Below are 24,115 nucleotides of genomic sequence, written 5' to 3' on the forward strand. Positions count from 1 at the left end.
AAGCGCCCCGCCAATCAGGCGTCGAACGCATTTACCGGACCAATGAAGTCCAATTTGCCAACCTCGACCCCATTCGTGCGCAAGATCGCGTATGCCATGGCGACATGGAAGTACACATTCGGAATCACGATCTGCAGCAGATAGTTTTCTCCCGTCAGCTTCCCCGGCACCCATGATACCTTTACGACTTGCGCGGCTGCGTCGTCGTACCGGTCTGCCGGCACGCTTTCAGCGAACTCAATTGTCTTGCGAATGCGCGCACGCGCTTCGTCAAGCGTTTGCTCATTGTCTTCATGTCGCGGTGGCTGCTGCCCTGAAAGCCAGGCGGCCCCACCCTTCAAATAGTCGCAGGCGCTTTGTATCTGATAGAGCAATCCTCCCATGTCGGGAGCGAGACGTGTCGATAACAGAACGGCAACATCGAACTTTCTCGCATTCGCGAAGCGCTCCGCTTTGTCGAGGTAGGTTTCCATGGTTCTGACTGCTTGCACGCATTGTGCAATGGCCTGTGCATACATCGGGCTCTCCTTGAACAGATGTTTTCGTAAAGTCACGCGATGGACTGAACAAGCCGCCACGCCGGCCTGAACTTCCCATACAATTGGGCGACCTGATTCCACGTGGGCGAACGCGTTGGACCGACTAGAAGCCATGGAAATGTTGCTGGGCGCAGTGGACAGGGGCAGCCTGTCGGCAGCAGCTCGCGAACTGAAGATTCCAGTCAGCACACTCACTCGTAAAGTTGCCGATCTCGAGGAGATGCTGGGAACCCGCTTGCTGATACGAACCACGCGAAAGCTGACCTTGACCGACGCGGGCATCGCATACGTCGCAGCGGCGCGGCGCATCCTCGACCTCGTGCGTGAACAGGAGCGCGAAGCCACGGGCGAGTTTGCGACAGCAAAAGGGGAACTGGTCGTGACTGCACCCGTGCAGTTGGGCCGCCTGCATGTCTTGCCCGTCATCAATCAGTTCCTCGCTCAGTATCCGGACATCACCGTTCGGCTCCTGCTTTCCGATCGAAACATCGACCTCATCGATTCACACGCCGACCTCGCAGTGCGCATCGGCGAACTCGCCGATAGCAGCATGATCGCGACGCGCATTGGTTCACTGCGGCCGGTCGTCTGCGCAAGTCCGGCCTTCCTCGGCCAACACACGCTGCCGCGCGAGCCCGATGATCTCGTGAAGTATTCGTGCATCGTCTTCAACAGCCCGTATCTTTCGCCGTGGCGCTTTCGCCTTCCCGCCACCCACAAGGTCTATCTGCTCGAAGTGAAGCCTCGGCTCGAGGTGACTTCACCCGACGCCGCAGTGAGCGCCGCCGTGGACAACGTGGGCATCACCTTCGTATTCGAGCACGATGCCGATGAAGCGCTTCGAAACGGCCAGCTCGAAATACTCCTGCCTCAGTTCGAAGTTGAGCCTGTGCCTGTGCATCTGGTTCATGTGTCCAGAAACCTCATGGCCGTAAAACTTCGCCATTTCATCGACTTCGCGGCGCCCAGGCTCAGGGAATCGATGTCCAGATTCGGGAAGCAAAAGCGGCGCTAAGCCGGGCCAGGGACGACCGCCATCAAAACTCATCACTCGCCCGGTTGATCGCCGAGTACCCGGTCATTGCGCTCGTCGATCAACTCGCGCGTTGTTTGCGTCGCGCCTGGACCGGCAGCGAACCGAACGTCTCGATACGTGAGCGCCTGCCCGGTCGTTGCGCGAACCTCCACCGCCTCGACGGGGTTCCCGCTCGCATGCTCTACCAATGCGATCCGCGGCTTTCCATTCGGCGCAAGCCACTTGTCCCCCCATTGCATGAGCGCGACCAGCACCGGGTACAGGTCCGCCCCTTTCGAGGTCAAGCGGTAGCCAAACGTGTTTGCCCGTTCCGCGACCGGGAACCGCTCAAGAATATCCAGTTCGATCAGACGTTCGAGCCGTGCCGTCAAGACATTACGGGCGATGCCGAGCCCGCTCTGGAATTCGTCGAAGCGCCTGCTGCCTTGCGTGCACTCCCGAACGATCAAAAGCGTCCACCACTCGCCAACCTCGTCGAGGGCGCGAGCGATCGAGCAGTCCATTCCATCGAAGCGTTTTCTGTACATGATGAAACGCATCGTAGCTGAAGTTTCGTCATGCAACTTAACCAGATTCTGGGGAATAGCTTCCCGGTTTCGGCCCGTAGCGTGACGCAACGGCGTTCCCTATAGTTGCGTCACGAAACTTAGCCGGCAGTTGTTCCGGGGAAGTCACCCCGGATCGCTGCCTCACTCCGGATCACCCCGCTATCGTCATACCAGATAGCAAACATTGATCATCCGACGGGCAAACTGCGACACCTCTGTTCGTCGTGCAGCCTGTTCAAACACTTAGGAATGCCATGAATAACCGAATTGATCAGACCGAGGTGGAGATTACGACTCCACGGCGCTCGGCGACGTCCGGCTCCGTTCGATGGGTCGGTAAAGGTGTTGCCACCGTTGTGATCGTCGCCGCCGCGGCTACGGCGTTTCATATGCACGGGTCAAGTGCCGCGTCCGTTGCCGCTCCGCCTCCTCCATCAGTGAGCATCAGCGCGCCACTCCAGCGAAATATCGAGGGCCGACTCGGGTTTCTCGGCCAGTTTTCAGCGGTCAATCGCGTTGAATTGCGTGCCCAGGTCGGGGGCACGCTCACGCGGATCAACTTCAAGGACGGCGACATCGTCCACCAAGGCGATCTGCTTTTCGAAATCGACCCGGAGCCCTATCAGATCAAGTTGAGCGAAGCGATGGCCGAACTCGAATCCGCAAACGCCCGGTTGGCACTCGCCACGCGGGAACTGGCCCGAGCGCAGGAACTGCAGCGTTCGGAAGCGGGAACGGCCGAGAACGTCGACCAGAAAGTCGCCGAGCAGCGCGCGGCACAGGCGGCCGTCGACAACGCGAACGCGCTCGTTCGCGACGCAAGGTTCGACCTCGACCGCTGCAAGATTACGGCGCCGTTCACCGGCCGCATCGGCACGCACCTCGTGTCGACGGGCAATCTGGTATCCGGCAGCCGCGCCGGCACGGGCCCGACAACGCTGCTTGCGACCATCGTTTCGCTGGACCCGATCTACCTCGATTTCGATATCAGCGAAAGCGACTACGCCGCCTTCCAGCGCTCACGCGAAAACCAGAGCGGCCCCCTGGCCGACACCGTGACGCTTTCGCCGACAGGCGACAGCGGGTACACGCGTACGGGCACGCTCAACTTTATCGACAACACGCTCGATCGGGCGAGCGGCACGATCCATGCGCGCGCAACGATCCCGAATGGCGACCTCTCATTGACGCCCGGCGGCTTCGCCCGCCTGCGCCTCGCGACGACTGCGCCGCAACCGGCGCTGCTCGTTCCCGATGCCGCCGTGCTCGAAGATCAAACGGACCACATGGTGTACGTCGTGGGAGAAGACAACGTGGCCACGCCCAGAAAGGTGGAAATCGGCGACCTGCGAGGCGGTCTGCGCGTCATCCGGTCCGGGCTTGCGCCGACCGACCGGATCGTGATCGACGGCATTCCCGCGGTCCACCCCGGCTCGAAGATTTCCCCGCACGCAGGATCGATCCGGTTCTCGGCAGAGCACGGCGACGAAGGAGCAAAATCATGAAACTGACTCACTTCTTTATTGAGCACCCGCGCTTTGCCGCGGTGCTCAACATATTCGCTGTACTCATTGGACTGGCGACCATGGTGAAGCTGCCCGTGGCCCAGTATCCGAACATCGTGCCCACGACCATTCAGATCACGACCTCGTATCCGGGTGCGTCGGCCGACACCATTGCGCGCACCGTTGCGACGCCGCTCGAGCAGTCCGTCAATGGCGTCGAGAACATGGATTACATTTCGAGCCAATCGACCAGCAACGGTCAGTTGACGATCACGGTGATCTTCAAGGTCGGCACGGACCCGAACACAGCCCTCTTGCTCACACGCAGCCGTGTGGAAGACACGCTGTCGCGCCTGCCTGTGGAAGTGCAGTTGCAGGGAGTCCAGGTGAAGAAGACCATCCAGGCGCTGCTGCTTGGCGTGCACGTCTATTCGCCCGACGGTTCCCGCAGTCCCGAATACCTGTCGAACTACATGCTCAAGGTACGTGATCAGATCGCGCGCTTGCCGGGCGTGTCGGACTTTCAGCTGTTCGGCGAGCGGCAGTACGCGATGCGAATCTGGATCGATCCGGACAAAGCCGCTTCGTACAACATCAGCGCCAGCGAAATACTCGCCGCACTTCGCGCGCAGAACGCCGCCGTTTCCGCCGGGGTGCTCAATCAGCCTCCGGTGTCGAACAACGGGACGGGCGCGTATCAGATCAACATCGACGCGCTCGGCCGTCTCTCGACCCCCGAGCAGTTCGGCGACGTCGTCGTCAAGTCCGATGCACAGGGACGCGTCACACGCATTCGCGATATCGGCCGTGTCGAACTCGGCTCCGTGGACTATGGTTCCAAGGCGTATGCCGACCGGTACGCCGCCACGCCGTGGTTCGTCATCGCCACGCCCGACGCGAACGTCGTGCAGGTCGAGCATGACGTGTGGGCCAAAATGGCCGAGCTGAAAAAGCGCTTTCCGCCCGGCGTCGACTACATCAAGATCTACGACCCGACTACTTTCGTTTCCCAGTCGATTCACGAGGTAGCCAAAACCATCGGCATCGCCATTTTGCTGGTAGTCGGTGTGGTGTATCTGTTCCTGCAGAACTGGCGCGCCACGATCATCCCCGTTGTCGCGATCCCGGTTTCGCTGGTCGGCACGTTCACCGTCCTTTCGTTGTTCGGCGCGTCGATCAACAACCTTTCGCTGTTCGGACTGGTGCTCGCGGTTGGGATTGTCGTGGACGACGCCATCGTGGTGGTCGAGAACGTCGAACGCAACATGGCGCTCGGCATGTCGCCGAAAGAAGCCGCCCATCGAACGATGGACGAGGTCTCGACAGCGATCATCGCCATTGCGCTCACGCTGTGTGCGGTGTTCGGGCCCACTGCGTTGATGTCCGGCATCTCGGGGCTGTTCTTCAAGCAGTTCGCGATCACGATCGCCGCCTCCACCGTCATCTCGTGCTTCGTCTCGCTGACGCTGAGCCCTGCCCTGTGCGCGGTGCTGCTCAAGCCGCACGAGATGGAGAAGCCGCACGGCGGCTCGACGGTGCTGAGCCGCCTCCATCATGCGGTGTTTGGCCGGTTCAATCGCTCGTTCGACTGGCTGTCGTCGCGGTACGGAAAGATGACGAGCCGCTTCGTTCGCGCGACCACCGTCATGCTGATCGTCTATGCCGGTCTGATTGGCGCAACGGCCTTGCAGATGTCGAGAATGCCCACCGGCTTCATTCCCGAGCAGGACATCGGCTATCAGGCTGTGATCGCGTTCCTGCCTCCGGGCGCGAGTCTCGACCGCACCGACAAGGTGATCCGCGAGATCAACGACATCGTGCTCGAAACGCCGGGACTCAAGGGCGTCACTCACACGTCGCCCGTGTCGGGCTTCGACGTCACGACGGGCACGATCGCGCCCAACGTGGGCACGCTGTTCTACGGATTGCCTTCGCTGTACGGCAAGCATGTTCCCGGCGTGAATGCCGCGTCGACACTGATCGAACTGCGCAAGCGCGTCGCGGGTGTCAAGGACGCGGTGGTCGTCGTGGTCAATCCGCCGCCCGTGCAGGGGCTGGGCGCGGCGGGCGGCTTCAAGCTGATGCTGGAAGACCGTGGCGGACTGGGGCCGCAGGCGCTCGCCGACGCCGCGCACGCCCTCGTGGCCGCGGCCAACAAGGACAAGGTGTTCGGCGGCGTGTTCACGCTTTACAACGCGGGCGCACCGTCTGTCTACGCCGACATCGATCGCCTCAAGGCAGAAAAGCTCGGCCTTACCCCCACGGATGTGTTTTCCACGATGGATCTTTACTTAGGTTCGCAGTACGTGAACGACTTCAACTTCATGGGACGTACGTATCAAGTGCGGGTTCAGGGCGATGAAGCGTTCCGGAGGACACCTGACGACATCGGCAGACTCAAGGTGCGCAACGCGATGGGAGACATGGTGCCGATCAGCAGTGTGGCGACGTTCAGGAATACCACCCAGCCGTATCGCGTGCCGCGCTACAACATGTACCCCGCAGCGGAAATCATGGGGGCCGCCGCGCCCGGATTCTCGTCGGGCGAAGCCATCGAACACATGGAACAACTCGCCGGACAGGTCCTGCCCAACGGCATCACGTACGAGTGGACCGATCTCGCCCACCAGCAAAAAGAGCAGACCATGTCGCCGCTCGTGATCTTCGCGGCGTCGGCGCTGTTCGTCTTCCTCGTGCTCGCCGCGCAATATGAAAGCTGGAAGACGCCGCTTGCGATCGTCCTGATCGTGCCGATGTGTCTGCTCGCAGCGGCCATCGGTCTGAACATGCGAGGCATGCCCATCGACATTCTTGCGCAGATTGGCTTCGTGGTGCTCGTTGGACTGGCCGCCAAGAACGCCATCCTCATCGTCGAGTTCGCGAGACAGCGCCAGGAGGAAGACGGGGTCGATGCCGAGGACGCCGCCACCCATGCGGCCCATGTGCGGCTGCGCCCGATCCTGATGACGTCGTTTGCCTTTATCGCGGGCGTGGCGCCGCTCGCCATTGCCAGCGGCGCAGGCTCGGAAATGCGGCAATCGCTCGGCACAACGGTGTTCTTCGGCATGCTCGGCGTAACGATCTTCGGGCTCGCCTTCACCCCGGCGTTTTACGCCTTCGTTCGCAAGCTCGGCATGAAAGGCACGGCTGCCTTGCGGCAACTTCGCAGTGGAGAAGTGAAATGAACGGCTTCGTATCCAGGACTTCGAAAGCGCTCGTGGGTAGTCTGATCGTCAGCGCGTTTCTTGCGGGCTGTGCTGTCGGGCCGAACTATGTTGCGCCCACTACGGAGATGGCGCCGTTTCACAACGCGAAGATCGTGGCCGACCGGCAAACGACGTTGCCGGCCCCGAGCCTCGATAGCTGGTGGACCGGGTTCAATGACCCCGAACTGGTCAAGGTGGTGCAACGGGCGCTCGATCAAAACCTCGATATTCAGGCCGCGATGGCGCGCGTCGCCCAGTCGCGCGCTGCGGCCCAGGCAGCGGGTGCCCAGCTGCTGCCGACGGTGGATGCCAACGCGTCGTACACGGCGTTACACCAGAGCGTGCAGAGCCCGCTTGGCGCCCTTGCGAGCGCATTCCCCAACTACAGCCGCGATCAGAAGGAGTACATCGCGGGCGCAACGGCCAGCTGGGAAATCGACCTCGCCGGTGGACTGCGGCGCGCGCACGCGGCAGCCACCGACGAAGAGCAGGCCGCCGAAGCCGCGCAACTCGGAACGCGCGTGACGGTTGCCGCCGACGCGGCCGACGCCTACCTGCAAATCAGAGGGCTGCAGGCGGAGCTGGCCGTTACCCAGGATCAGGTGGATACCGACGCGCGCCTGCTGGAACTCGTGAAAGCGCGCAAACAGGCCGGTGCGTCCGACGAACGCGAAGTCGCTCAGGCTGAAGCGTTGCTGCGTGGCGCACGTGCCACCGTGCCGACCTTGCGCGTGGCGCTCGAAGCGCAATTGAACCGGCTCGATGTGCTGATGGGCGCGCAGCCTGGGACCTATGCGGCGGAACTCGCCACGAACCCTGGTGCCATTCCCGACGTGCCTGCCATTGGCAGCGCGGATCAGCCCGTGGACGTTCTGCGGCGTCGACCTGACATCATCGCCGCGGAGCGCCATCTGGCGGCGTCGAACGAAGCCATCGGCGTCGCAATCGCCGACTACTATCCGAAGATTTCGCTCTCTGGCGCATTGGGATTCGACAGCATCTCGGCCAGCCACTTCCTGAGCGCGAAGTCGTTCCAACCGGTCGGGACCGGCGCGCTGCAATGGCGTCTGTTCGATTTCGGCAAGGTGGACGCAGAAGTCAAGAATGCGCGCGGAGCGTACGCGCAAGCCCTGGCGCAGTATCGCGAGGCCGCGCTCAAAGCGACCGAAGACGTCGAAGACGCCTTGATGACGCTCTCGCAAACGGAGATTCGCGCGCAGGAAATTCAACAGGAAGTCGATGCATTGACGAAGGCGCGCGACCTTTCGGAGAAAGCGTATCGCGCGGGCTCGATCACGCTGACCGATGTGCTCGACGCCGACCGGCAACTTCTCGACGCACGCGACGATCTCGACGCAACGAAAGCCGACGCCGCCCGCGCGGCAGTACGAACGTTCCGCTCGCTGGGAGGCGGATGGGATGCCCCGCACCAGCAGATGGCTCAGGCCAACTAAGCCGAAGGCACCACTTAACCGGTTTATGGGGAACAGCTTCCTGCTTGCGGCCCGTAGTGCGATCCAGGCGGCTTCCCTATAGTTTCGTCACAAGACTAACGTTCTCATTTTTCTGGAGAAGTCGACATGGATCGCCGTCTTCTAACACTCTCACTCGGCATGTTCGCGCTCGGCACCGATAGCTTCGTCTTCGCGGGCATCCTGCCTGAAATCGCGCACTCGTTTGGCGTCAGCATCGGCGCTGCGGGCCAGCTCATCAGTGTCTATGCACTGAGCTATGCGCTGCTCGGCCCAACCATTGCAGCGCTTGCCGCGAACGTCGCACGAAAGCGTCTGCTGCTCAGCGGCATCGGCTTGTTCGTGATCGCCAATCTCGGCACCATCGTGGCGCCGAATCTCGGCATCGCGTTGGCCACCCGCGCTCTCGCGGGTCTGGGCGCAGCCATGTTCTCGCCCACTGCCAGCGGAACGGGCGCATCGCTCGTGCCGCCGGAGCGTCGTGGCTATGCGTTGTCCATCATCGTGGCGGGTTTGACGACCGCTACCGCGCTGGGCTCGCCCATCGGCGCCGTGATCGGCGGCCTCGCCAGCTGGCACTGGACGCTCGTACTCGTCGCCGCACTCGGCGCGGCCGCATTCGCCGGCATTCTGGCGTTCTTGCCTGAAGTGCCGCTGCCGCCGGCCATCTCCCTCAGCAAGCGCCTGTCTCCGCTCACCGACTCCCGCGTGGGACTCACGCTCACGACGACGGTGCTGGCCCAGATCGGCACCTTCATCATCTTCAGCTACTTCTCCGTCGTGTTCGACCGTGCCACTAGCCACAGCGCCACGGTGCTCGGTGGACTGCTGGTGCTTTGGGGCCTGGCGGGAACCTGCTCGAATCTGCTGACGGGGCGAATTCTCGACAGGATCGGTTCGCACAAGGTCGTCATGATCAAGCTGGCCATTGTTGCAATCGTCATTCTCACCATGCCGATCACTGGAGCACACCTCTGGAGCGCAGCGATCGCTGTCACGATCTGGGGCGCCTGTGCATGGGGCGTGCTGGTGCCGCAGCAGTTCCGCCTTGCGAGCCTGAATCCGCCGATGACCGCCGTGCTGGTAGGCCTGAATACTTCGGCGACTTATGTGGGTGTCTCCATCGCGGGCGCGCTCGGCGCCGCCGTGATCCCGGTCATCGGCAGTCACAACCTGGGCTACCTCTCGAGCATTCCCGTGGTCATCGCGATTCTCGTTTCCGAACTCGCAACGCGGCGCATTGCAGCGTCTGCGAACCCGGCAAAGCGCGCGGTAGCGGCTTGAGTTTCCATCCCGATACAAGGAAAGAGCTATGTCTTACGCAAACACATTCCGTCAGTTGCACGACAATACCTCGCCGCTTCGGCTGCCGAATGCCTGGGATGCCGGCAGTGCACGTCTCATCGAGGCGTTGGGGTCCCCCGCAATCGCCACGACCAGCGCGGGCTTTGCATGGGCATTGGGATACCCGGACGGCCGCATGCTGCCGTTCGACGAGGTCGCGGCTTGCGTTCGACGCATGATCCGCGTGCTGAACGTGCCTTTGTCGGTCGATATCGAACATGGCTATTCAGACGATCCCAAAACCGTTGCAGGCCATGTCATGCGGCTGGTGGATCTTGGCGTCGCCGGGATCAATATCGAAGACGGTACAGACCCGGCATCGCTTCTCGCCTTGAAGATCGAGACGATCAGGAATGCCGTTGCGAAATCGGGCTCGGATCTCTTCGTCAACGCGCGCAGCGACGTATTTCTTGCACGGCTCGCTGAACCATCGAAGCAGCCGGAAGAGTCGATCGCTCGCGGCAACCTGTATGCGTCAGCCGGCGCGGACGGTCTTTTCCTTCCGGCGCTCGCGCGGTCATCCGATATCGAAACGATCGTCGGCGCCATTCGCTTGCCGCTTAACGTCATGGCCGTACCAGGACTCGCCGACGCAACGACGCTCGGAAAACTGCGCGTGCGGCGCTTAAGTGCAGGTAGCGCCATTTCGCAAGCCGTGCTCGCGAAGGCGAAGACCCTCGCACAAGACTTTCTGGAAAGCGGCCGTTTTGAAGCTCTCGATAGCCATCCCCTGCCGTATTCCGAGATCCAAGGTCTTTTCGCATAACTGACTGTATCAACCATCACGCAATGGAGATTGAAATGACACTCAATGGCAAACGCGCTCTGGTCACCGGAGCAAGCCGCGGTATCGGTGCTGCAATCGCAAAGGCACTAGCGGCCGCGGGCGCAGATGTGGCGATCACCTATGAAAAGTCGGCAGAGCAGGCCGCGAGCGTTGTAAAGGCGATCGAGGCGGAAGGCCGGCGCGGTGTCGCCATCCAGGCGGATAGCGCCAATGCGTCGGCAGTCCAGGCGTCCGTGCAGAAGACCGTCGAAGCATTGGGTGGGCTCGATATCCTCGTGAACAACGCCGGTATTCTTCGGATGGGCGATGTCAAGGATATTTCCCTCGAAGACATCGACGCGACGCTCAACGTCAATGTGCGCGCGCCTATCGTGGCCGCGAAGGCCGCAATCCCCCACCTGGGGGCGGGAGGGCGGATTATTTCAATCGGCAGTTACTTCGCCGACCGGGTCCCGGCCTCGCTGCTCGGCGTATACGCGAGTTCCAAGTCCGCGCTTGTTGCGTTCACCCAGGGGCTGGCGAGAGAACTGGGCCCGCAAGGCATTACCGCAAATCTCGTCCAGCCCGGCTCCATCAATACCGACATGAACCCGGTGGAAGGTCCGTTCGGACCGACGCTGAAATCGCTGACGGCTACCGGCGACTACGGCAAAGGCGAAGACATTGCGCAAGCCGTGGTCTTCCTCGCGAGCGCCAACGCCAGTTACGTGACCGGCGCCACGCTCACCGTTGACGGCGGCGCCAACGCTTGAGCGGCCACACAGGCTTCGGTATGGGCGGCATGCGTGCAACGGGTCTTCAAGCTCGAAAGCGCATGCCGCACAGACGCACGAGATGCCGGTGTTGCCGACATCGTGTCACGCATGGCGTCACGCCACGCTGGCCGCCTCGGCCGACTCCTCAAACGGCAAGCGCGCGAATGCGTCCATGTGGTGATCGGCGTCGCCGAACAGCTGCCCCGCGGCCATCAGGAACTTGAAGTAGTCGCCGACCACGAGTTCCGCCGTCACGCCAATGCCGCCATGCAGCTGGATCGCGTGCTGGCCCACGAAGCGCCCCGCCTTCGCGACGATCACTTTCGCCGCCGAGATCATCTTGCGCCGTTCCGATGGCGCCGATTCCATCGCCGCGGCCGCAAGGTGCGCCATCGAGAGTGCAAGCTCCTTCTGCACCAGCATTTCCGCAAGACGGTGACGCAGCGCCTGGAATGCCGCGAGCGGTTGTCCGAACTGTTTGCGAGTGCGCAGATACTCGGCCGTCGCCTCGATCAGCTTGTCCATCGCGCCCACTGAAGCCGCGCACAGCGCCGCGATGCCGCGATCGAGCCCAGCCTGCAGCATCTCGACGCCCGCGCGCGGGTCGCCGAGGACATCTCCGGGCACGACGAACACCGACTCGAACGTGACTTCGGCTGCGCTCTGGCCGTCCACGGTCGGATACGTGCGAACCGTCACGCCCGCCGCGCTGGCCCGTACGACGAACAGCGTGACGGCCTCCACCGCCGCATTCCATGCGGGAACGATGAAAGCATCCGCCACGCCGCCATGCCAGACGTGGAGCTTGCAACCGTCGAGCCGGTAGCCGCCCTCCACGGCCGAAGCCCTGGTTTGCGGAGCATCGAAACCGTAGCGCGCGTTGCGCTCCTGCCAGGCCGGCGTGACGATCTTGCTGCCGTCGGCGAGTGCGGGCAGCCAGGCCTCCTTCATCGCATCGCCGCCGTATTGCGCGAAGAGATCCGCGCTCACCACGCTGCTCGCGATGATCGGCTCCAGCAGCAGCGCGCGACCGGCCTCGTACTGCACGACAAAGGTGTCGGTCGCCTTGCCGTCGAAGCCGCCGTAGGCCTCCGGTATGGTCAACCCGAGCACGCCGAACTCGGCGTACGAGCGCCACGCGTCCCGGCAAAAGCTGTCGTGCTCTCGCGCGATCTTGCGACGATGCTCGACGGTATAGCGGCTTTCGACAAAGCGTCGCAGGCTATCGGACAGCTGGCGCTGTTCTTCGGTATAGGAAAAGTCCATGTGGATGCCTCACTGTTCGAGGATCGCCTTCGCGATGATCTCTCGTTGCACTTCATTCGTGCCGCCATAAATGGTCGGCTTGCGCATTTCCAGATAGCTGCTTGCCGCCCCCGGGCCGTGGAGCGTCGAGGGCGTCCAGCCGTCAAAGTCGCCCGTGAGCCACGCGGGCGCATACGGCCACGCGTCGGGGCCCATGACGTCGAGCTGAAGCGCCGAAATCTCCTGCTGAAGTTCCGAGCCGCGAATCTTGAGGATCGAAGCCTCCGGCCCCGCAGTCCGGCTGCGCGCCTCGGTGGCGACGCGCAACAGCAGCATCTCGAGCGCCATGATTTCCATTTCGATTCGCGCAATTTTTTCCCGCACGCGGATATCGGAAATCAACGGCTCGCCGCCCTGCTGCACCCGGCTCGCAAACGCTTTCAGCAAGCCAAGCTCGCGACGGCAATTGCCAAGACCCGCAATCGCGGTGCGCTCATGGCCGAGCAGATATTTCGCGTAGGTCCAGCCAGCGTTCTCTTCGCCAACCAGGTTTTCGAGCGGCACCTTGACGTCGTCGAACCAGACCTCGTTGACGTCGCTTGCCCCTTCTAACGTCGTGATCGGGCGCACGGTAATGCCCGGTGTGCTCATGTCGATCAGCAGCAGCGAAATTCCGGACTGCGGCTTGGCCTGCGGATCGGTTCGCACCAGACAGAAAATCCAGTTCGCGTGCTGCGCAAACGAAGTCCAGGTCTTCTGGCCGTTGACGACATAGTGGTCGCCCGAGCGGACCGCCCGCGTTTTCAGCGAGGCCAGGTCCGAACCCGCGCCGGGCTCCGAGTAGCCCTGGCACCACCAGTCGTCGCACGAAACGATGCGCGGCAAAAAGCGCTTCTGTTGCGCCTCATTGCCGAACTTGATCAAAACAGGGCCGATCATGCTCAGGCCAAACGGCAACTGCCGCGGCGCTCCCGCAATCGCGCATTCCACTTCGAACAGGTGCCGCTGCAACGTCGTCCATCCGGTGCCGCCAAGCGACGTTGGCCAGCCCGGCGCGCCCCAGCCGCGCTGATGCAGGATTTTCTGCCACTGCACCTGCTCGTCGCGCCCGAGATGATGGTGCCCCAGCACCTTGTTGCGAAGCGAATCCGGCAAGTTTGCTCGGACAAAACGTCTGACCTCGTCGCGAAACGCAAGGTCTTCCGCCGAATAATTCAGTCTCATTTGCACTCCTCTTTTCATTGCGCGCCGACACTCGACACTTGCGCTCGCTTGTCGGGCGGCCTGCCTTGCGCTAGCGCGCGTTTTTCGGCGCGCGCACTGGGATCTCGTTGCGCGGGTCCTGGTTCAGAATGAGATCCCACAGCGACTGCCCGACCGGATTCTGCCGCTCTTCATAGAGGTGGCCGATCAACCCTGCCGCGCGCCCCACGAGCATGAAGCCGCGCGCCAGCAGCGGATCGAGGCCCATGTCGCCGATGATCGCGCCGATCGCACCGACCGCGTTGATCGGCAGCGACTTGCCCAGCTCCTCGCGGAACACGCTTTCGATGGCGTACATGAGCCGCCAGTGCTTGCCGAAGAAGCCGTTCTCGCGCGACACCGCAGCAAGCGTCGGCACACGCGGGTCGCCGTTCACGTGGATCGGATGTCCCACGCCATAGATCGGCTGCTTCTTTTCCTTTGCCCGCTGCACGGTTGCGCGTGCGCACTCGAGAATCGCCTCGTCGCTCGCATTGTCGGCCAGATGCTTCGCCGCTTCGATCAGCAGTTCGGCTGAATTCTGCGTAGTGCCGAGAAACACGCTGCCCGCGCCGAGCAGGCCTGCCGCAACAGCCGCCTGCATCGCCTCGGGCGCACCGAGGTAGGTCAGGCGTGCGCTCATCGCGCTAGGCGTGAGGCCGTGGTCGCAAGCGGTCACGAGGATGAGATTGATCATCCGCTTCTCCTCTACGCTCGGCACGCGGTTCAGGATCGTCAGCATCATCGTGTCGACGAAGTCCATCGTCGGGAGAATCTCGTTCGACAGGTCGCGTCCGCGCACGGTGATCTTGTCGATCGTGGTGTAGCCAATTTCCGTCTTGATCATGATGCGTTCCGTATTCAATGTGCGGCCGGCCGCCTGCCGACCATCATCTTCACCTGGCACTCGCACACGGCGTCGCCGTGCTGGTTGATGGCCACGCGGCGAAATTCGACGATCCCATGCGCAGGGTTCGACGTTTCGCGCCGTCCTGTCACTTCGATCCGCGCCTTGATGGTGTCGCCGATCAGCGTGGGCTTAGGGAAGCGATAGCTCACCTCCAGCATGCCGATGAGCGAGGGCTCGAGCAGCTGGTTGACGATCGTGCGCGTATTGAGCCCGGACATGATTGAGGCGACCAGCATGCCGTGCGCGATACGCTTGCCCCATGACGTGCCTGCCGCATACTCGGCGTCCACGTGCACGCGGTTATAGTCGGCGCTCAGCGCGGCGAAGCTCACGACATCCGCTTCTGTCACGGTCCGGCTCGATGTCTCGAACTGCAGGCCCGGCTCCATGTCTTCCCAGTAGTAGCGCATGGCGCCAAGCGAGCCGGGATGGACGCTGTTCATCGTTGTCATCGCGGCTCCTCAGGTGATCGCCGACATGCCGAGCACTTCGCGGCCCACGATGAGCGTCTGCACTTCGGCTGTTCCTTCCGGAATGACACCGCCGCTCGTGTCGCGGAAAATCCGCTCGAGCGGGTACTCGGTCGAGTAGCCGAGACCACCGTGCACGGCGATCGCGATGCGCGCAACCTCGTGCGCCGCCTCCGCCGCGTAGAGCTTCGCGATCGAACATTCGACTCGCGACGGCAGCCCTTTTTGCAGCGAGACCGCCGCCTTGTAGCCGAGCGCGCGCGCCGCTTCGGTGCGAACCATCATGTCGACGATATGCTTCTGCACGAGCTGGAATTGCCCGATGGGCTTGCCGAACTGCTTGCGTGTTTTCGCGTATTCGATCGACAGATCGAGCGCCGCCTGTGCCGCGCCGACCGCACCCATGGCGATATTCATGCGGCCGTAGTTGAGGCCGATCGCCATCGACTTGAGTGCGCTTCCTTCGTCGCCCAGTCTGTTTTCCTTTGGAATGCGAACGTTTTCCAGAAAGAGTTCGGACGTGCCGGACGCCTTGAGCACCATCTTGTCGACCAGGCGCGCGTCGATCGGGGTGACCGACTTGTCGAGCAGGAACAGCGTGTGGCCGCCGTCCGACGTCGCGCTGTATGTCCGCGCGAGCACGATGACGTAGTCGGCCGCTACGCCGTTGGTGATCCAGAGCTTGCTGCCGTTGAGCAGGTAGTGGTCACCCTTGTCTTGCGCCCGCGTTTCGACGCCGGCCGGGTTCGAGCCGTGATTCGGCTCGCTGAACGCCACGCACACGGCCTTTTGCGAAGCGAGAACGGGCTCGAGAAAGCGGGTCTTCTGTTCCGGCGTGCCATATTCGCTCACGAGCCGCAGGAACACGTTCGTGATGTTGACGATCGTGCGCAACGAGCCCCAGAAGTAACCGGCCTCCTCCAGCATCATCGCCCACGTGACGAAGTCGAGGCCCATTCCGCCCGCCTCTTCCGGCAACAATCCGCCGATATAGCCAAACTGGCTGACGCCTGCAAGGAGGTCGAGCGGGATGCCGCGCGCTTTCTCGCACGCGTCGATCCTCGGCGCCACTTCCTTGCGCATGTAACGGCGAATGCTGTCACGCAGCGTGATCTGATCCGCGTCGAATTCGAAGTCCATCGGTAGTCATCCTGTTCAATAGCTTGATGCGCGCGTGGCGTATCACGAAGAGAAGCGTCCGCCTGTCACGTACAGCGTGACGCCGGTGATGTAGCGTGCACGCTCGGAGGCCATGAACGCGGTGGCCGAGGCGATGTCGTCGGGCGCGCCGAGGAAGCCGACGGGATTCTTTGCGACCGCCGTATCGCGCAGCGTTTCGTAGGTCGGGTTGGCGCGCATCAATTCGGTTTCAACGAAGCCCGGTGCAATGGCGTTCACCGTAATGCCGAATTTCGCCTGCTCGAGCGAGAGCGCCCGCGTGAAGCCGACCAGGCCGAGCTTCGCCGTGCTGTAGTTGGTCTGACCAGGATTACCGAACACCGAGCGCGACGAGATATTGACGATACGCCCCCACTTGCGCGCCATCATGCCCGGCAGCACGGCGCGGCTGCAGTGAAACGCGCCCTTGAGGATCGTATCGACGACGGCGTCCCACTCGGTCTCGTCCATCTTCGTCAGATAGCGGTCCTTATTGAATCCGGCGTTGTTGACGAGAATATCCACACCGCCGAAGGCTTCGGTGGCGTTCGCGACCATCTTCGCCACCTCGTCCTTGCTGCACACGTCACAGCGCGCCGCGATGGCCTGCGCGCCGCCTGCGTTCAGCGCGGCGGCCACCTGCCGGGCGGCGGCGAGGTCGATATCCGAAACCACGACACGTGCACCTTCGCGCGCAAACGTGCGCGCGATTTCAGCCCCGATCCCCCGGCCGCTGCCCGTGACGAGCGCCACCTTTCCGGCTAATCCGAGATCCATGTTGTCTGCTCCTCCCTATTTGTCTGCTGCCCGCCGCTGAAACTCGATGGCGGGCTCGTTTTGTCGTCGCGAACGCGAACGGGATGACGTCGCGTCGGCGTTGCGCACATGCCGCCCTTGTTCATGCGCCGCGTTGGCGATCCCAGTCGTAGGCGGGCGGTTGGCCTTCGAGAAACGCGGTGACCGCCGCGGTGTGATAAGCAAGGCTGGAAGCGAGGGCCTGAGTCGCCCCCTCCAGTTCGGCGAGCAACGGGTACGGCGATTCGAAACTCATGTTGAGCAAGCGCTTGCTGAACCCCATCGCTTCGCGTGGTCCCGCGACGAATCTGCGCGCAAAAGCGTGGGCTTCCTCGGCGAGTGCTTCGGGGGAGTGAATCGCATGCACGATGCCGAGCTGCTTTGCCTCGTTTGCATCGACCCGGCGCGCGGTCAGGACCAGTTCCTTCGCGACAGCCAGGCCCACGAGGCGCGGCAGGATATAGGCCGCGCCCAGGTCGGGCACGAGCCCCACTCTGGCGAACGACAAGGAAAAGAGCGCCCGCGACGACGCCAGGATGAAGTCCGCAGCCAGCGCGATTGAAAAGCCAGCCCCAATGGCCGCGCCGTCCACCGCGGCAATCACCGGCATTTCGAGGTTGCGCAGCCGCTGCAGCCAGCCGTGCGCGTTCATCACACGACGGCGAATGGCGTCTGGCGGCTGGGCGCGCGCCGCCTTGAGCGACTTGAGATCGCCGCCCGCACAAAAGCTGCCGCCAGAGCCCGTCAAAACCAGTACGCGCACGCCGCTGTCGCCCTCTACGGCGTCGAGCATGTCCGAATAGTCTTCAAGCAACTCCGCCGACAACGCATTGCGGGCCTCGGGGCGCTGATGCGTGAAGACGGCTACGCCGTCGTCGATAACGAGCGTTGCGTGTCGAAGCGGTGTTGGTCGAGCGTTCATAAGGCATCCTGGGCTGCAGCGATACGCGATGAGCCCATTATTGGCGTGCGTCCCGCCGCGCTCCCCACCCGCGAATGGGGGCCCTCCATTGCGAACGCCACGCAGCACGAAACGTGGTGCGCGGCTTGCACGCCGGCCCACCGCAGGCGGGTGGGAACCGCGCAGCCGCTCGCTGCTACGCTCATTGCAGTGGAGGGGCGCGCACTCGACGTGTCTCATCAGTCCGATTACGAAATGAGGGAGACAGACGGTGAAAACCAGAATATCGGAACGGCTCGGCATCGAATATCCGATCGTCCAGGGCGGCATGCAGTGGGTTGGCCGCGCCGAGCTTGCTGCGGCGGTCTCGAATGCCGGCGCCCTCGGCATGGTCACTGCACGCACCCAGCCTTCTCCCGATGCATTGCGTCACGAGATCGACCGCACCCACGCACTCACCGGCAAGCCATTCGGCGTGAACCTCACGCTCTCGTTCTCAGCCAAAGACGTAACGTACGACGACTGGATTCGCGCGATCATCGACAGCGGCGTCAAAATCGTCGAGACCGCGGGCAATAATCCACGCGCACTGATCGAAGCATTCAAGGAACATGGAATCACGATCATCCACAAGTGCACGTCCATTCGACATGCCCTTTCCGCGGAGCGCTATGGCGCCGATATCGTTTCGATCGACGGGTTCGAGGCAGCCGGCCACCCAGGCGAGGACGACGTGCCGGGACTGGTCCTGCTGCCGCTTGCGGCCGACCGGCTGAAGGCCCCCATCCTCGCGTCTGGCGGCATTTGCGATGGCCGCGGCATCGCGGCCGCGCTGACTCTGGGCGCAGACGGCGTGAATATCGGCACGCGCTTCATGATGACGAAGGAGTCGCCGATTCACGAAAACGTGAAGCAGGCGCTACTGGCGGCAAACGAACGCGACACCATCCTCATCAAGAGAACGTTGAAGCATACGGGTCGTTTCTACCGGAACGCCGTGGCTCAGGAGATCGTCGCGATGGAGCATCGCCCCGGCGGCGCCACCTACGAAGATCTCCAGCACCTGCTGGCCGGCAGCCGGGGGCGCGCGGCCATGGGTTCCGGCGATGTTCACGGCGGCCTGATTTGCGCCAGCCAGGCGATCGCCTTGATTGACGATATTCCGTCCTGCGAGGACCTGGTGTCGCGCATGGTCAGGGAGTGCCGCACCGTACTCGGGGCAGCACACAAGGCGGCGGACATCTTGTCGGATAGCTACGCCTGATCTCTGTCGCGCCGCTAACCTGATACCGGGACTTTCCATGACCGAATCCCCCAGCTATGAGCCGCGCTCAGCCTGGACCATGACGCTTTTGCTGACTGCCCTCGCGCTGATCAATTTTCTCGACAAGATCGTGCTCGGCATGATCGCCGTGCCGCTGGTCGCCGATCTGCATCTGTCGCCGCAGCAGTTCGGCGTGATTGCCGGCAGCTTCTTCTGGCTGTTCTCGGCCTCGACGATTGGTGTCGGCTTTCTCGCCAATCGCGTACGCACCCGCTGGCTGCTGCTCGCCATGGGCATCAGTTGGGCCGTGATGCAGATTCCGCAGGCGCTCACGACCAGCGCTTCGGCCTTGCTCGCGTGCCGCGTGATCCTTGGCGCCGCCGAAGGCCCGTCCTTCCCGACATCGGTCCACGCGCTCTTCAAGTGGTTCCCCGACTCCAAGCGCGGACTGCCGGTGGCCGTCGTCAATCAGGGCGCCGTGCTTGGGCTGCTGGTGGCCGGGCTCGGCATTCCGGCGATCACCCGGATGTGGGGCTGGCGCAGCAATTTCCTGCTGCTCGCGGCAATCGGCGCGGCGTGGAGCGTGCTGTGGCTCTGCTTCGGACGAGAAGGGCCGCTCGACGCACACCGTCGCGCGGGCCATGCAGCGGCTCAGGGCGAACGCCTTCCGTACCGGCGCATCCTGACCGACCCCTCTGTGCTGTCGATTCTTCTGCTCGGATTTGCGGCTTACTGGTCGCTTGGCCAGGGGATTGCGTGGTTGCCCACCTACCTCGAAAAAGGCCTGGGATTCTCCAGCCTCGCCTCCGGGCGCTGGTTCGCGCTGATCATCGGCACGGCTTCGCCCATCAACATCGGCTTGAGCTGGGTGTCGCAAAGGATGGTGGAACGCGGCATCTCCACGCGCCGCGCGCGGGCTCAACTGATTGCGGGCGCATTTGTTGCGGGCAGCCTGCTTTACGCGGTGTTGTTGCTCGCTGCGCTTTCGCCGGTTCAGAAGGTGATGCTCTACGCGATCGCAGCCGCGTTGCCTACGCTTTGTTTCTCGCTCGCACCGCCCCTGCTCGCCGAAGTCGTGCCCGCAGGGCAGCGCGGCGCACTGGTTGCGATCCAGACCGCCATTTCCAGCCTGGGCGCGGCCATCGCACCCGTGGTCATGGGCCACCTCGTGCAGACGCGCAGCGGCAGCGCGGCACAGGCTTACGAGCTTGGCTTCGCCCTCGGCGCCGTGCTGCTCGTGGTCGCCGCGCTCGTGTCGTTGCGCTGGCTGCATCCCGATCGTTCGAGGCAAGCCCTCGATCCGGTCGCCGTCGCTGCGGCGGTCTGACTCGGCGGCCGCGCACCGCACGCGCCCCATCTTTGAACGTGTCGATCGCTTGCGGGCGATCGACACGCCTGCACTTCGCGTCCTGTCCTTGCATCCGCGCAAAGGCGGCGCATGTCCTCTTTTCTCAAACCACAAGGAAGTACGCCTTGAATACGCTCAAGCAGTTTTATATCGGCGGCGCATGGGTCGAGCCGCTCGACGGCGCGACGCCGTTGCAACGAGTCGACCCCGTGACGGAGGAACCGGCAGGCTATCTCGCCATGGGCGCGAGCGCCGACGCCGATCGCGCCGTCAGTGCGGCACGGGCGGCGTTCCCCGCCTGGTCCGCCACGAGCCGCGAGACACGCATTGCGTTGCTCGAGCGCATCGCCGGGATTTATCAGGCCCGTCTCGAAGACATGGCACAGGCGGTACGCAAGGAGATCGGCGCGCCCATCACGCTCGCACGCACTCTGCAAGCGCCGCTCGGCCTCGCCCACCTGAACGCGGCCATCGACACGTTGCGCAATTTCGCGTTCAGCACCGACCATGGCAGGAGCGTCGTCGTGCGCGAGCCTATCGGCGTCGCCGCACTGATCACGCCGTGGAACTGGCCGCTGAACCAGATCATGGCCAAGGTCGCGCCCGCCCTCGCCGCGGGCTGCACGGTCGTCCTGAAGCCTTCGGAAATCGCCCCGCTCGACGCGATCATGCTCGCGGAAGTCATGCATGAAGCGGACACGCCGCCCGGGGTCTTCAACATGATCTTCGGCGAAGGGAGCGTCGTTGGTGCGCGGCTCGCCTCGCATCCGTCGGTCGACGTCGTGTCGATTACCGGTTCGACGCGCGCCGGCGTCGAAGTCGCGATCAACGCCGCGCCGACGGTCAAGCGCGTGACACAGGAACTTGGCGGCAAGTCGCCGCTCGTGATTCTCGACGACGCCGATCTCAAGACGGCCGTGGCGACGGGTGTCATGCAATGCATGATGAACGCTGGCCAGACCTGCATCGCGCCGACCCGCATGCTGGTGCCGGCGGGCCTCTACGAGCAGGCTGTCGCGATTGCGGCGGGTGTGGCAAACGCGATTGCGGTCGGCAACCCCGACGACCCGGCAACGAAACTCGGGCCGATCTCGAACCGCTCGCACTACGAAAAAGTCCAGCGCATGATTCAGACCGGCATCGACGAAGGCGCGCGCCTCGTGGCAGGCGGACCCGGCCGCCCGCAGGGCATCGAACGGGGTTTCTTCGCGAAGCCAACCGTGTTCGCGGATGTGCGCAACGACATGCAGATCGCCCGTGAGGAAATCTTCGGGCCGGTTCTCGCGATCACTCCCTACACGAGCGAAGCGCAGGCTATCGAAATCGCAAACGACACCGAATATGGCCTTGCCGCCTACGTCGCATCGGGCGATCCGGCCCGCGCGCAGCGCGTCGCTGCAAGGCTGCGCGCCGGTACCGTGCTGATCAACGGCGCGTCGTTCGACCTTGCCGCGCCATTCGGCGGCTACAAGCGCTCGGGTAACGGGCGCGAGTTCGGCGCAGCCGGTCTCGCGGAATTCCTCGAGTGCAAGTCGATTACGTCGGCGTGATTCATCAGGATCACTGATCATGAAAAACGGGACCTCGCGGTCCCGTTCGTCATTTCGCCCTTCGCTGCGTCAGCGCATGACGCCTGCCCCGATCAGAATGTCGACAGCGTCAACTCGTTCTTCACCGCTGTCACGCCAGGCACGCTCTGCGCGATGTCAGCGGCCCGCTCGATCTGTGCCTGTTCCGGCACCCATCCTTGTAGTGTGACGGCGCCATTGTTCACCCGCACCGTCACGCCGCTGGCACGGAGTCCCTTTGCCTTGCCGAGCGCAGTCAGCACGCGCTTTCGCAATGCCCTGTCTGCGGCCTTCGCCTGCACCGGCGTAGACGCGCCCGCCGACGCAACGACAGCCGGCGCGGCGCCACTGCTCTGCGCGTGAGCGTGAAGCGACGCGGCGACGATCAACGCACCCACGACGCACCCGCCAATTCGATGGAATTTCATGTAGGTCTCTTCTTGTGGTTGGCTCTGGAATTTCCCCCGCCGCGCAAAGCGGCAGAAGTCCTGACTTGCCGGAATCAGAAACGATGGGTCATGCCGAGCACGACGAGCGTCTGATTCGTGCCTGCAGTCGTCACCGAAATGCCCGGCCAGCTCATCGTCGCCTGGCCATTGTTCTTCAGGTAGCCCGCGCGCATATACAGCGACGTGCGCTTGGAGAGACTGTGGTCCGCGCCGATCTGGACGCCGATCGTGTTGTCGTGCACGCCGCGCACGTCGCGCTCGATTCCGGCAATCTCGATGGTGTCGGCCGCGCTCGCCTGGATCGTCGCGCCAAACTCGATGATGCTGTTCGACCTGGCCGTTCCCAGCAGCGCGGCCAAAGAATGCGCAGCGGGGTCTTTCGGTTTGCTGTACGAATAGTTGAACTGCAGATTCACAATGCCGATGCGGTAGCCGAGCGCGCCGAGGAAGTGCTCGGTACCGACGAGGTTCAGCGCGGCAGGCAGGCCTGGCACGGTCTCCGTGCCAGGATGCTGGAACTGATACCCGATGGCGGCGTAGAGCCCATAGCCCGAATAGGTCGCGGCCAGATCGAGCGTGTTGCCAATGCTCTCAGGCACCGGCTGCGTGACCGTCGCGGCCAGCCCGTACATGCCGTAGAACTGGAATCCTCCGACATTTGGCGACTTGTAGAGCACTGAGTTGCTCGTGCGCCCGGTCGGGGACTGCGTCGAAAGCGTGTTGCGGTCGACCGCCAGCACCGCTGCGGACAGCGGAGAAAGGATCTCGTTGGCGCGGAACGGATCGGTCGGATAGACGGCCCAGAACGTCGGCTGATACTGGCGGCCGAAAGTGAGCGAACCATATTTGTCAGCGGCGAGGCCGACCCACGCCTGCCGGTAGAACAACGCGGTCGAGTCCGCGAAGAATGTACCGTTGTTGACGTTGAAACCATTCTCGAGATCGAATACGGCCTTCACGCCGTTGCCGAGATCCTCGTTGCCCTTCAGGCCCACCATCGATCCCGTGTTGCCGCCGCTGCGCATCGAATACGAATGCTTGCCGCCGTTGTCGAGGTACTGGTAAAACGTGTCCGCCACGCCATACAGCGTGACGCTCGACTGCGCCGCCGCACTGCCTGCCACCAGGGCCAGCGTAACGCCGCAAATGCCTTTGCCCTTGCTGAAACCTCGCATGCATGTCTCCTCTTTATGTTTGCCGCATCGAATGGAATCGGGTAAAGCGGACGCCTCCGGCGCGCCCCTTTTACGGCGCACCGGCCCCGTCTGACAGCAGTGTTTCAGGGAGCACTCGGCAAAAACCTACCTGATGTGAGGGGGCTGGAATACCCGCGGGACGCGACCGTTGCACGGATCGCCAACCCTGTCGGCGCGGCGCTGGCCGCCCGAGCCAGCCTTTCTGACACGATTTCCTGCGCCCCAGCGCCAAGGGCAGGCCAAGCGCTCGACGCCGCCCCCCCCAAAAAGCGGTGGTGTTTGCGCACCGCTAGCCGGCCTATTCTCGGAAACGGCGGCGCCGATGATTCGGGCCGGTCACGCAGGCGCTCCGCCGCTCGCAACGACCGTCCGCAAGG

Annotated in this window: 21 protein-coding genes; 10 read left to right on the top strand and 11 right to left on the bottom strand. The window is 63.2% G+C overall.

Features of this window, described 5'->3' with window-relative positions:
• Positions 1–14: 14 nt before the first annotated feature.
• Positions 15–518 carry a DUF1993 domain-containing protein gene (locus U5A65_RS14475; RefSeq protein WP_321910658.1) on the bottom strand — a complete coding sequence of 168 codons (504 nt, stop codon included), beginning with the start codon at positions 516–518 and terminating at the stop codon, positions 15–17.
• Between the two features lie 133 nt (positions 519–651).
• Here U5A65_RS14475 and U5A65_RS14480 point away from each other — a divergent pair, with 133 nt between their 5' ends.
• Positions 652–1,554, top strand: a complete 903-nt coding sequence (locus U5A65_RS14480; protein ID WP_321910656.1) for a LysR family transcriptional regulator — start codon at positions 652–654, stop codon at positions 1,552–1,554.
• A gap of 32 nt (positions 1,555–1,586) precedes the next feature.
• On the opposite strand, the gene U5A65_RS14485 is transcribed toward U5A65_RS14480, so the two are convergent.
• Positions 1,587–2,102 carry a helix-turn-helix domain-containing protein gene (locus U5A65_RS14485; RefSeq protein ID WP_321910864.1) on the bottom strand — a complete coding sequence of 172 codons (516 nt, stop codon included), beginning with the start codon at positions 2,100–2,102 and terminating at the stop codon, positions 1,587–1,589.
• 410 nt (positions 2,103–2,512) lie between these two features.
• Between U5A65_RS14485 and U5A65_RS14490 the strand changes: the two genes are divergently transcribed.
• The 6 genes from U5A65_RS14490 to U5A65_RS14515 all read left to right on the top strand — a co-directional run bounded on the left by U5A65_RS14490 (position 2,513) and on the right by U5A65_RS14515 (position 11,189).
• Entirely contained in the window at positions 2,513–3,628 is a 1,116-nt protein-coding gene (locus U5A65_RS14490) for an efflux RND transporter periplasmic adaptor subunit (protein WP_321946743.1), read from the top strand.
• Positions 3,625–6,813, top strand: coding sequence for an efflux RND transporter permease subunit (locus U5A65_RS14495; RefSeq protein WP_321935698.1), 3,189 nt, complete (start codon positions 3,625–3,627; stop codon positions 6,811–6,813). The genes U5A65_RS14490 and U5A65_RS14495 overlap by 4 nt, the downstream gene beginning before the upstream one ends.
• Positions 6,810–8,288 (top strand): efflux transporter outer membrane subunit, encoded by a 1,479-nt coding sequence (locus tag U5A65_RS14500; protein ID WP_321946653.1) that lies wholly within the window; start codon positions 6,810–6,812, stop codon positions 8,286–8,288. Before U5A65_RS14495 ends, U5A65_RS14500 begins: the two co-directional genes overlap by 4 nt.
• 126 nt (positions 8,289–8,414) lie before the next feature.
• A complete protein-coding gene (locus U5A65_RS14505; protein ID WP_321946654.1) occupies positions 8,415–9,590 on the top strand; it encodes an MFS transporter in 1,176 nt (391 codons plus the stop codon).
• A 55-nt stretch (positions 9,591–9,645) separates the two neighbouring features.
• Positions 9,646–10,416, top strand: coding sequence for an isocitrate lyase/phosphoenolpyruvate mutase family protein (locus tag U5A65_RS14510; protein ID WP_321946655.1), 771 nt, complete (start codon positions 9,646–9,648; stop codon positions 10,414–10,416).
• A gap of 35 nt (positions 10,417–10,451) precedes the next feature.
• Positions 10,452–11,189, top strand: a complete 738-nt coding sequence (locus U5A65_RS14515; RefSeq protein ID WP_321935701.1) for an SDR family oxidoreductase — start codon at positions 10,452–10,454, stop codon at positions 11,187–11,189.
• Between the two features lie 117 nt (positions 11,190–11,306).
• Here the strand turns inward: U5A65_RS14515 and U5A65_RS14520 are convergent, their stop codons facing one another.
• The 7 genes from U5A65_RS14520 to U5A65_RS14550 form a co-directional block, all read right to left on the bottom strand.
• Entirely contained in the window at positions 11,307–12,458 is a 1,152-nt protein-coding gene (locus U5A65_RS14520) for an acyl-CoA dehydrogenase (protein ID WP_321910645.1), read from the bottom strand.
• A 9-nt stretch (positions 12,459–12,467) separates the two neighbouring features.
• A complete protein-coding gene (locus U5A65_RS14525; protein WP_321946656.1) occupies positions 12,468–13,661 on the bottom strand; it encodes an acyl-CoA dehydrogenase family protein in 1,194 nt (397 codons plus the stop codon).
• 70 nt (positions 13,662–13,731) lie between these two features.
• On the bottom strand, positions 13,732–14,526 hold the full coding sequence (locus U5A65_RS14530) for a citryl-CoA lyase (protein WP_321946657.1): 795 nt from the start codon (positions 14,524–14,526) through the stop codon (positions 13,732–13,734).
• Between the two features lie 14 nt (positions 14,527–14,540).
• Positions 14,541–15,041 carry a MaoC/PaaZ C-terminal domain-containing protein gene (locus tag U5A65_RS14535; protein ID WP_321935703.1) on the bottom strand — a complete coding sequence of 167 codons (501 nt, stop codon included), beginning with the start codon at positions 15,039–15,041 and terminating at the stop codon, positions 14,541–14,543.
• 9 nt (positions 15,042–15,050) lie between these two features.
• Complete coding sequence (locus U5A65_RS14540; RefSeq protein ID WP_321910637.1) at positions 15,051–16,199, bottom strand: acyl-CoA dehydrogenase family protein; 1,149 nt, start codon at positions 16,197–16,199, stop codon at positions 15,051–15,053.
• A gap of 42 nt (positions 16,200–16,241) precedes the next feature.
• Positions 16,242–16,994 (bottom strand): 3-oxoacyl-ACP reductase FabG, encoded by a 753-nt coding sequence (locus U5A65_RS14545; protein WP_321946658.1) that lies wholly within the window; start codon positions 16,992–16,994, stop codon positions 16,242–16,244.
• A 121-nt stretch (positions 16,995–17,115) separates the two neighbouring features.
• Positions 17,116–17,934: an enoyl-CoA hydratase/isomerase family protein gene (locus U5A65_RS14550; protein ID WP_321910634.1), complete on the bottom strand. Its 819-nt coding sequence runs from the start codon at positions 17,932–17,934 to the stop codon at positions 17,116–17,118.
• Between the two features lie 250 nt (positions 17,935–18,184).
• Here U5A65_RS14550 and U5A65_RS14555 point away from each other — a divergent pair, with 250 nt between their 5' ends.
• The 3 genes from U5A65_RS14555 to U5A65_RS14565 all read left to right on the top strand — a co-directional run bounded on the left by U5A65_RS14555 (position 18,185) and on the right by U5A65_RS14565 (position 22,075).
• The gene (locus U5A65_RS14555; RefSeq protein WP_321946659.1) at positions 18,185–19,177 is read left to right on the top strand and encodes a nitronate monooxygenase; all 993 of its coding nucleotides are present in this window, start codon (positions 18,185–18,187) and stop codon (positions 19,175–19,177) included.
• Positions 19,178–19,214: 37 nt separating this feature from the next.
• Positions 19,215–20,504 carry an MFS transporter gene (locus tag U5A65_RS14560; protein WP_321946660.1) on the top strand — a complete coding sequence of 430 codons (1,290 nt, stop codon included), beginning with the start codon at positions 19,215–19,217 and terminating at the stop codon, positions 20,502–20,504.
• Positions 20,505–20,650: 146 nt separating this feature from the next.
• Entirely contained in the window at positions 20,651–22,075 is a 1,425-nt protein-coding gene (locus U5A65_RS14565) for an aldehyde dehydrogenase family protein (protein ID WP_321946661.1), read from the top strand.
• Between the two features lie 92 nt (positions 22,076–22,167).
• Here the strand turns inward: U5A65_RS14565 and U5A65_RS14570 are convergent, their stop codons facing one another.
• Together U5A65_RS14570 and U5A65_RS14575 are read right to left on the bottom strand one after the other, a co-directional pair.
• The gene (locus U5A65_RS14570) at positions 22,168–22,521 is read right to left on the bottom strand and encodes a BON domain-containing protein (protein ID WP_321910630.1); all 354 of its coding nucleotides are present in this window, start codon (positions 22,519–22,521) and stop codon (positions 22,168–22,170) included.
• 74 nt (positions 22,522–22,595) lie between these two features.
• Positions 22,596–23,717 carry a porin gene (locus U5A65_RS14575; RefSeq protein ID WP_321935709.1) on the bottom strand — a complete coding sequence of 374 codons (1,122 nt, stop codon included), beginning with the start codon at positions 23,715–23,717 and terminating at the stop codon, positions 22,596–22,598.
• Between the last annotated feature and the right edge of the window lie 398 nt (positions 23,718–24,115).

Source organism: Paraburkholderia sp. J10-1 (genome assembly GCF_905220165.1).
Taxonomy (GTDB): Bacteria; Pseudomonadota; Gammaproteobacteria; order Burkholderiales; family Burkholderiaceae; genus Paraburkholderia.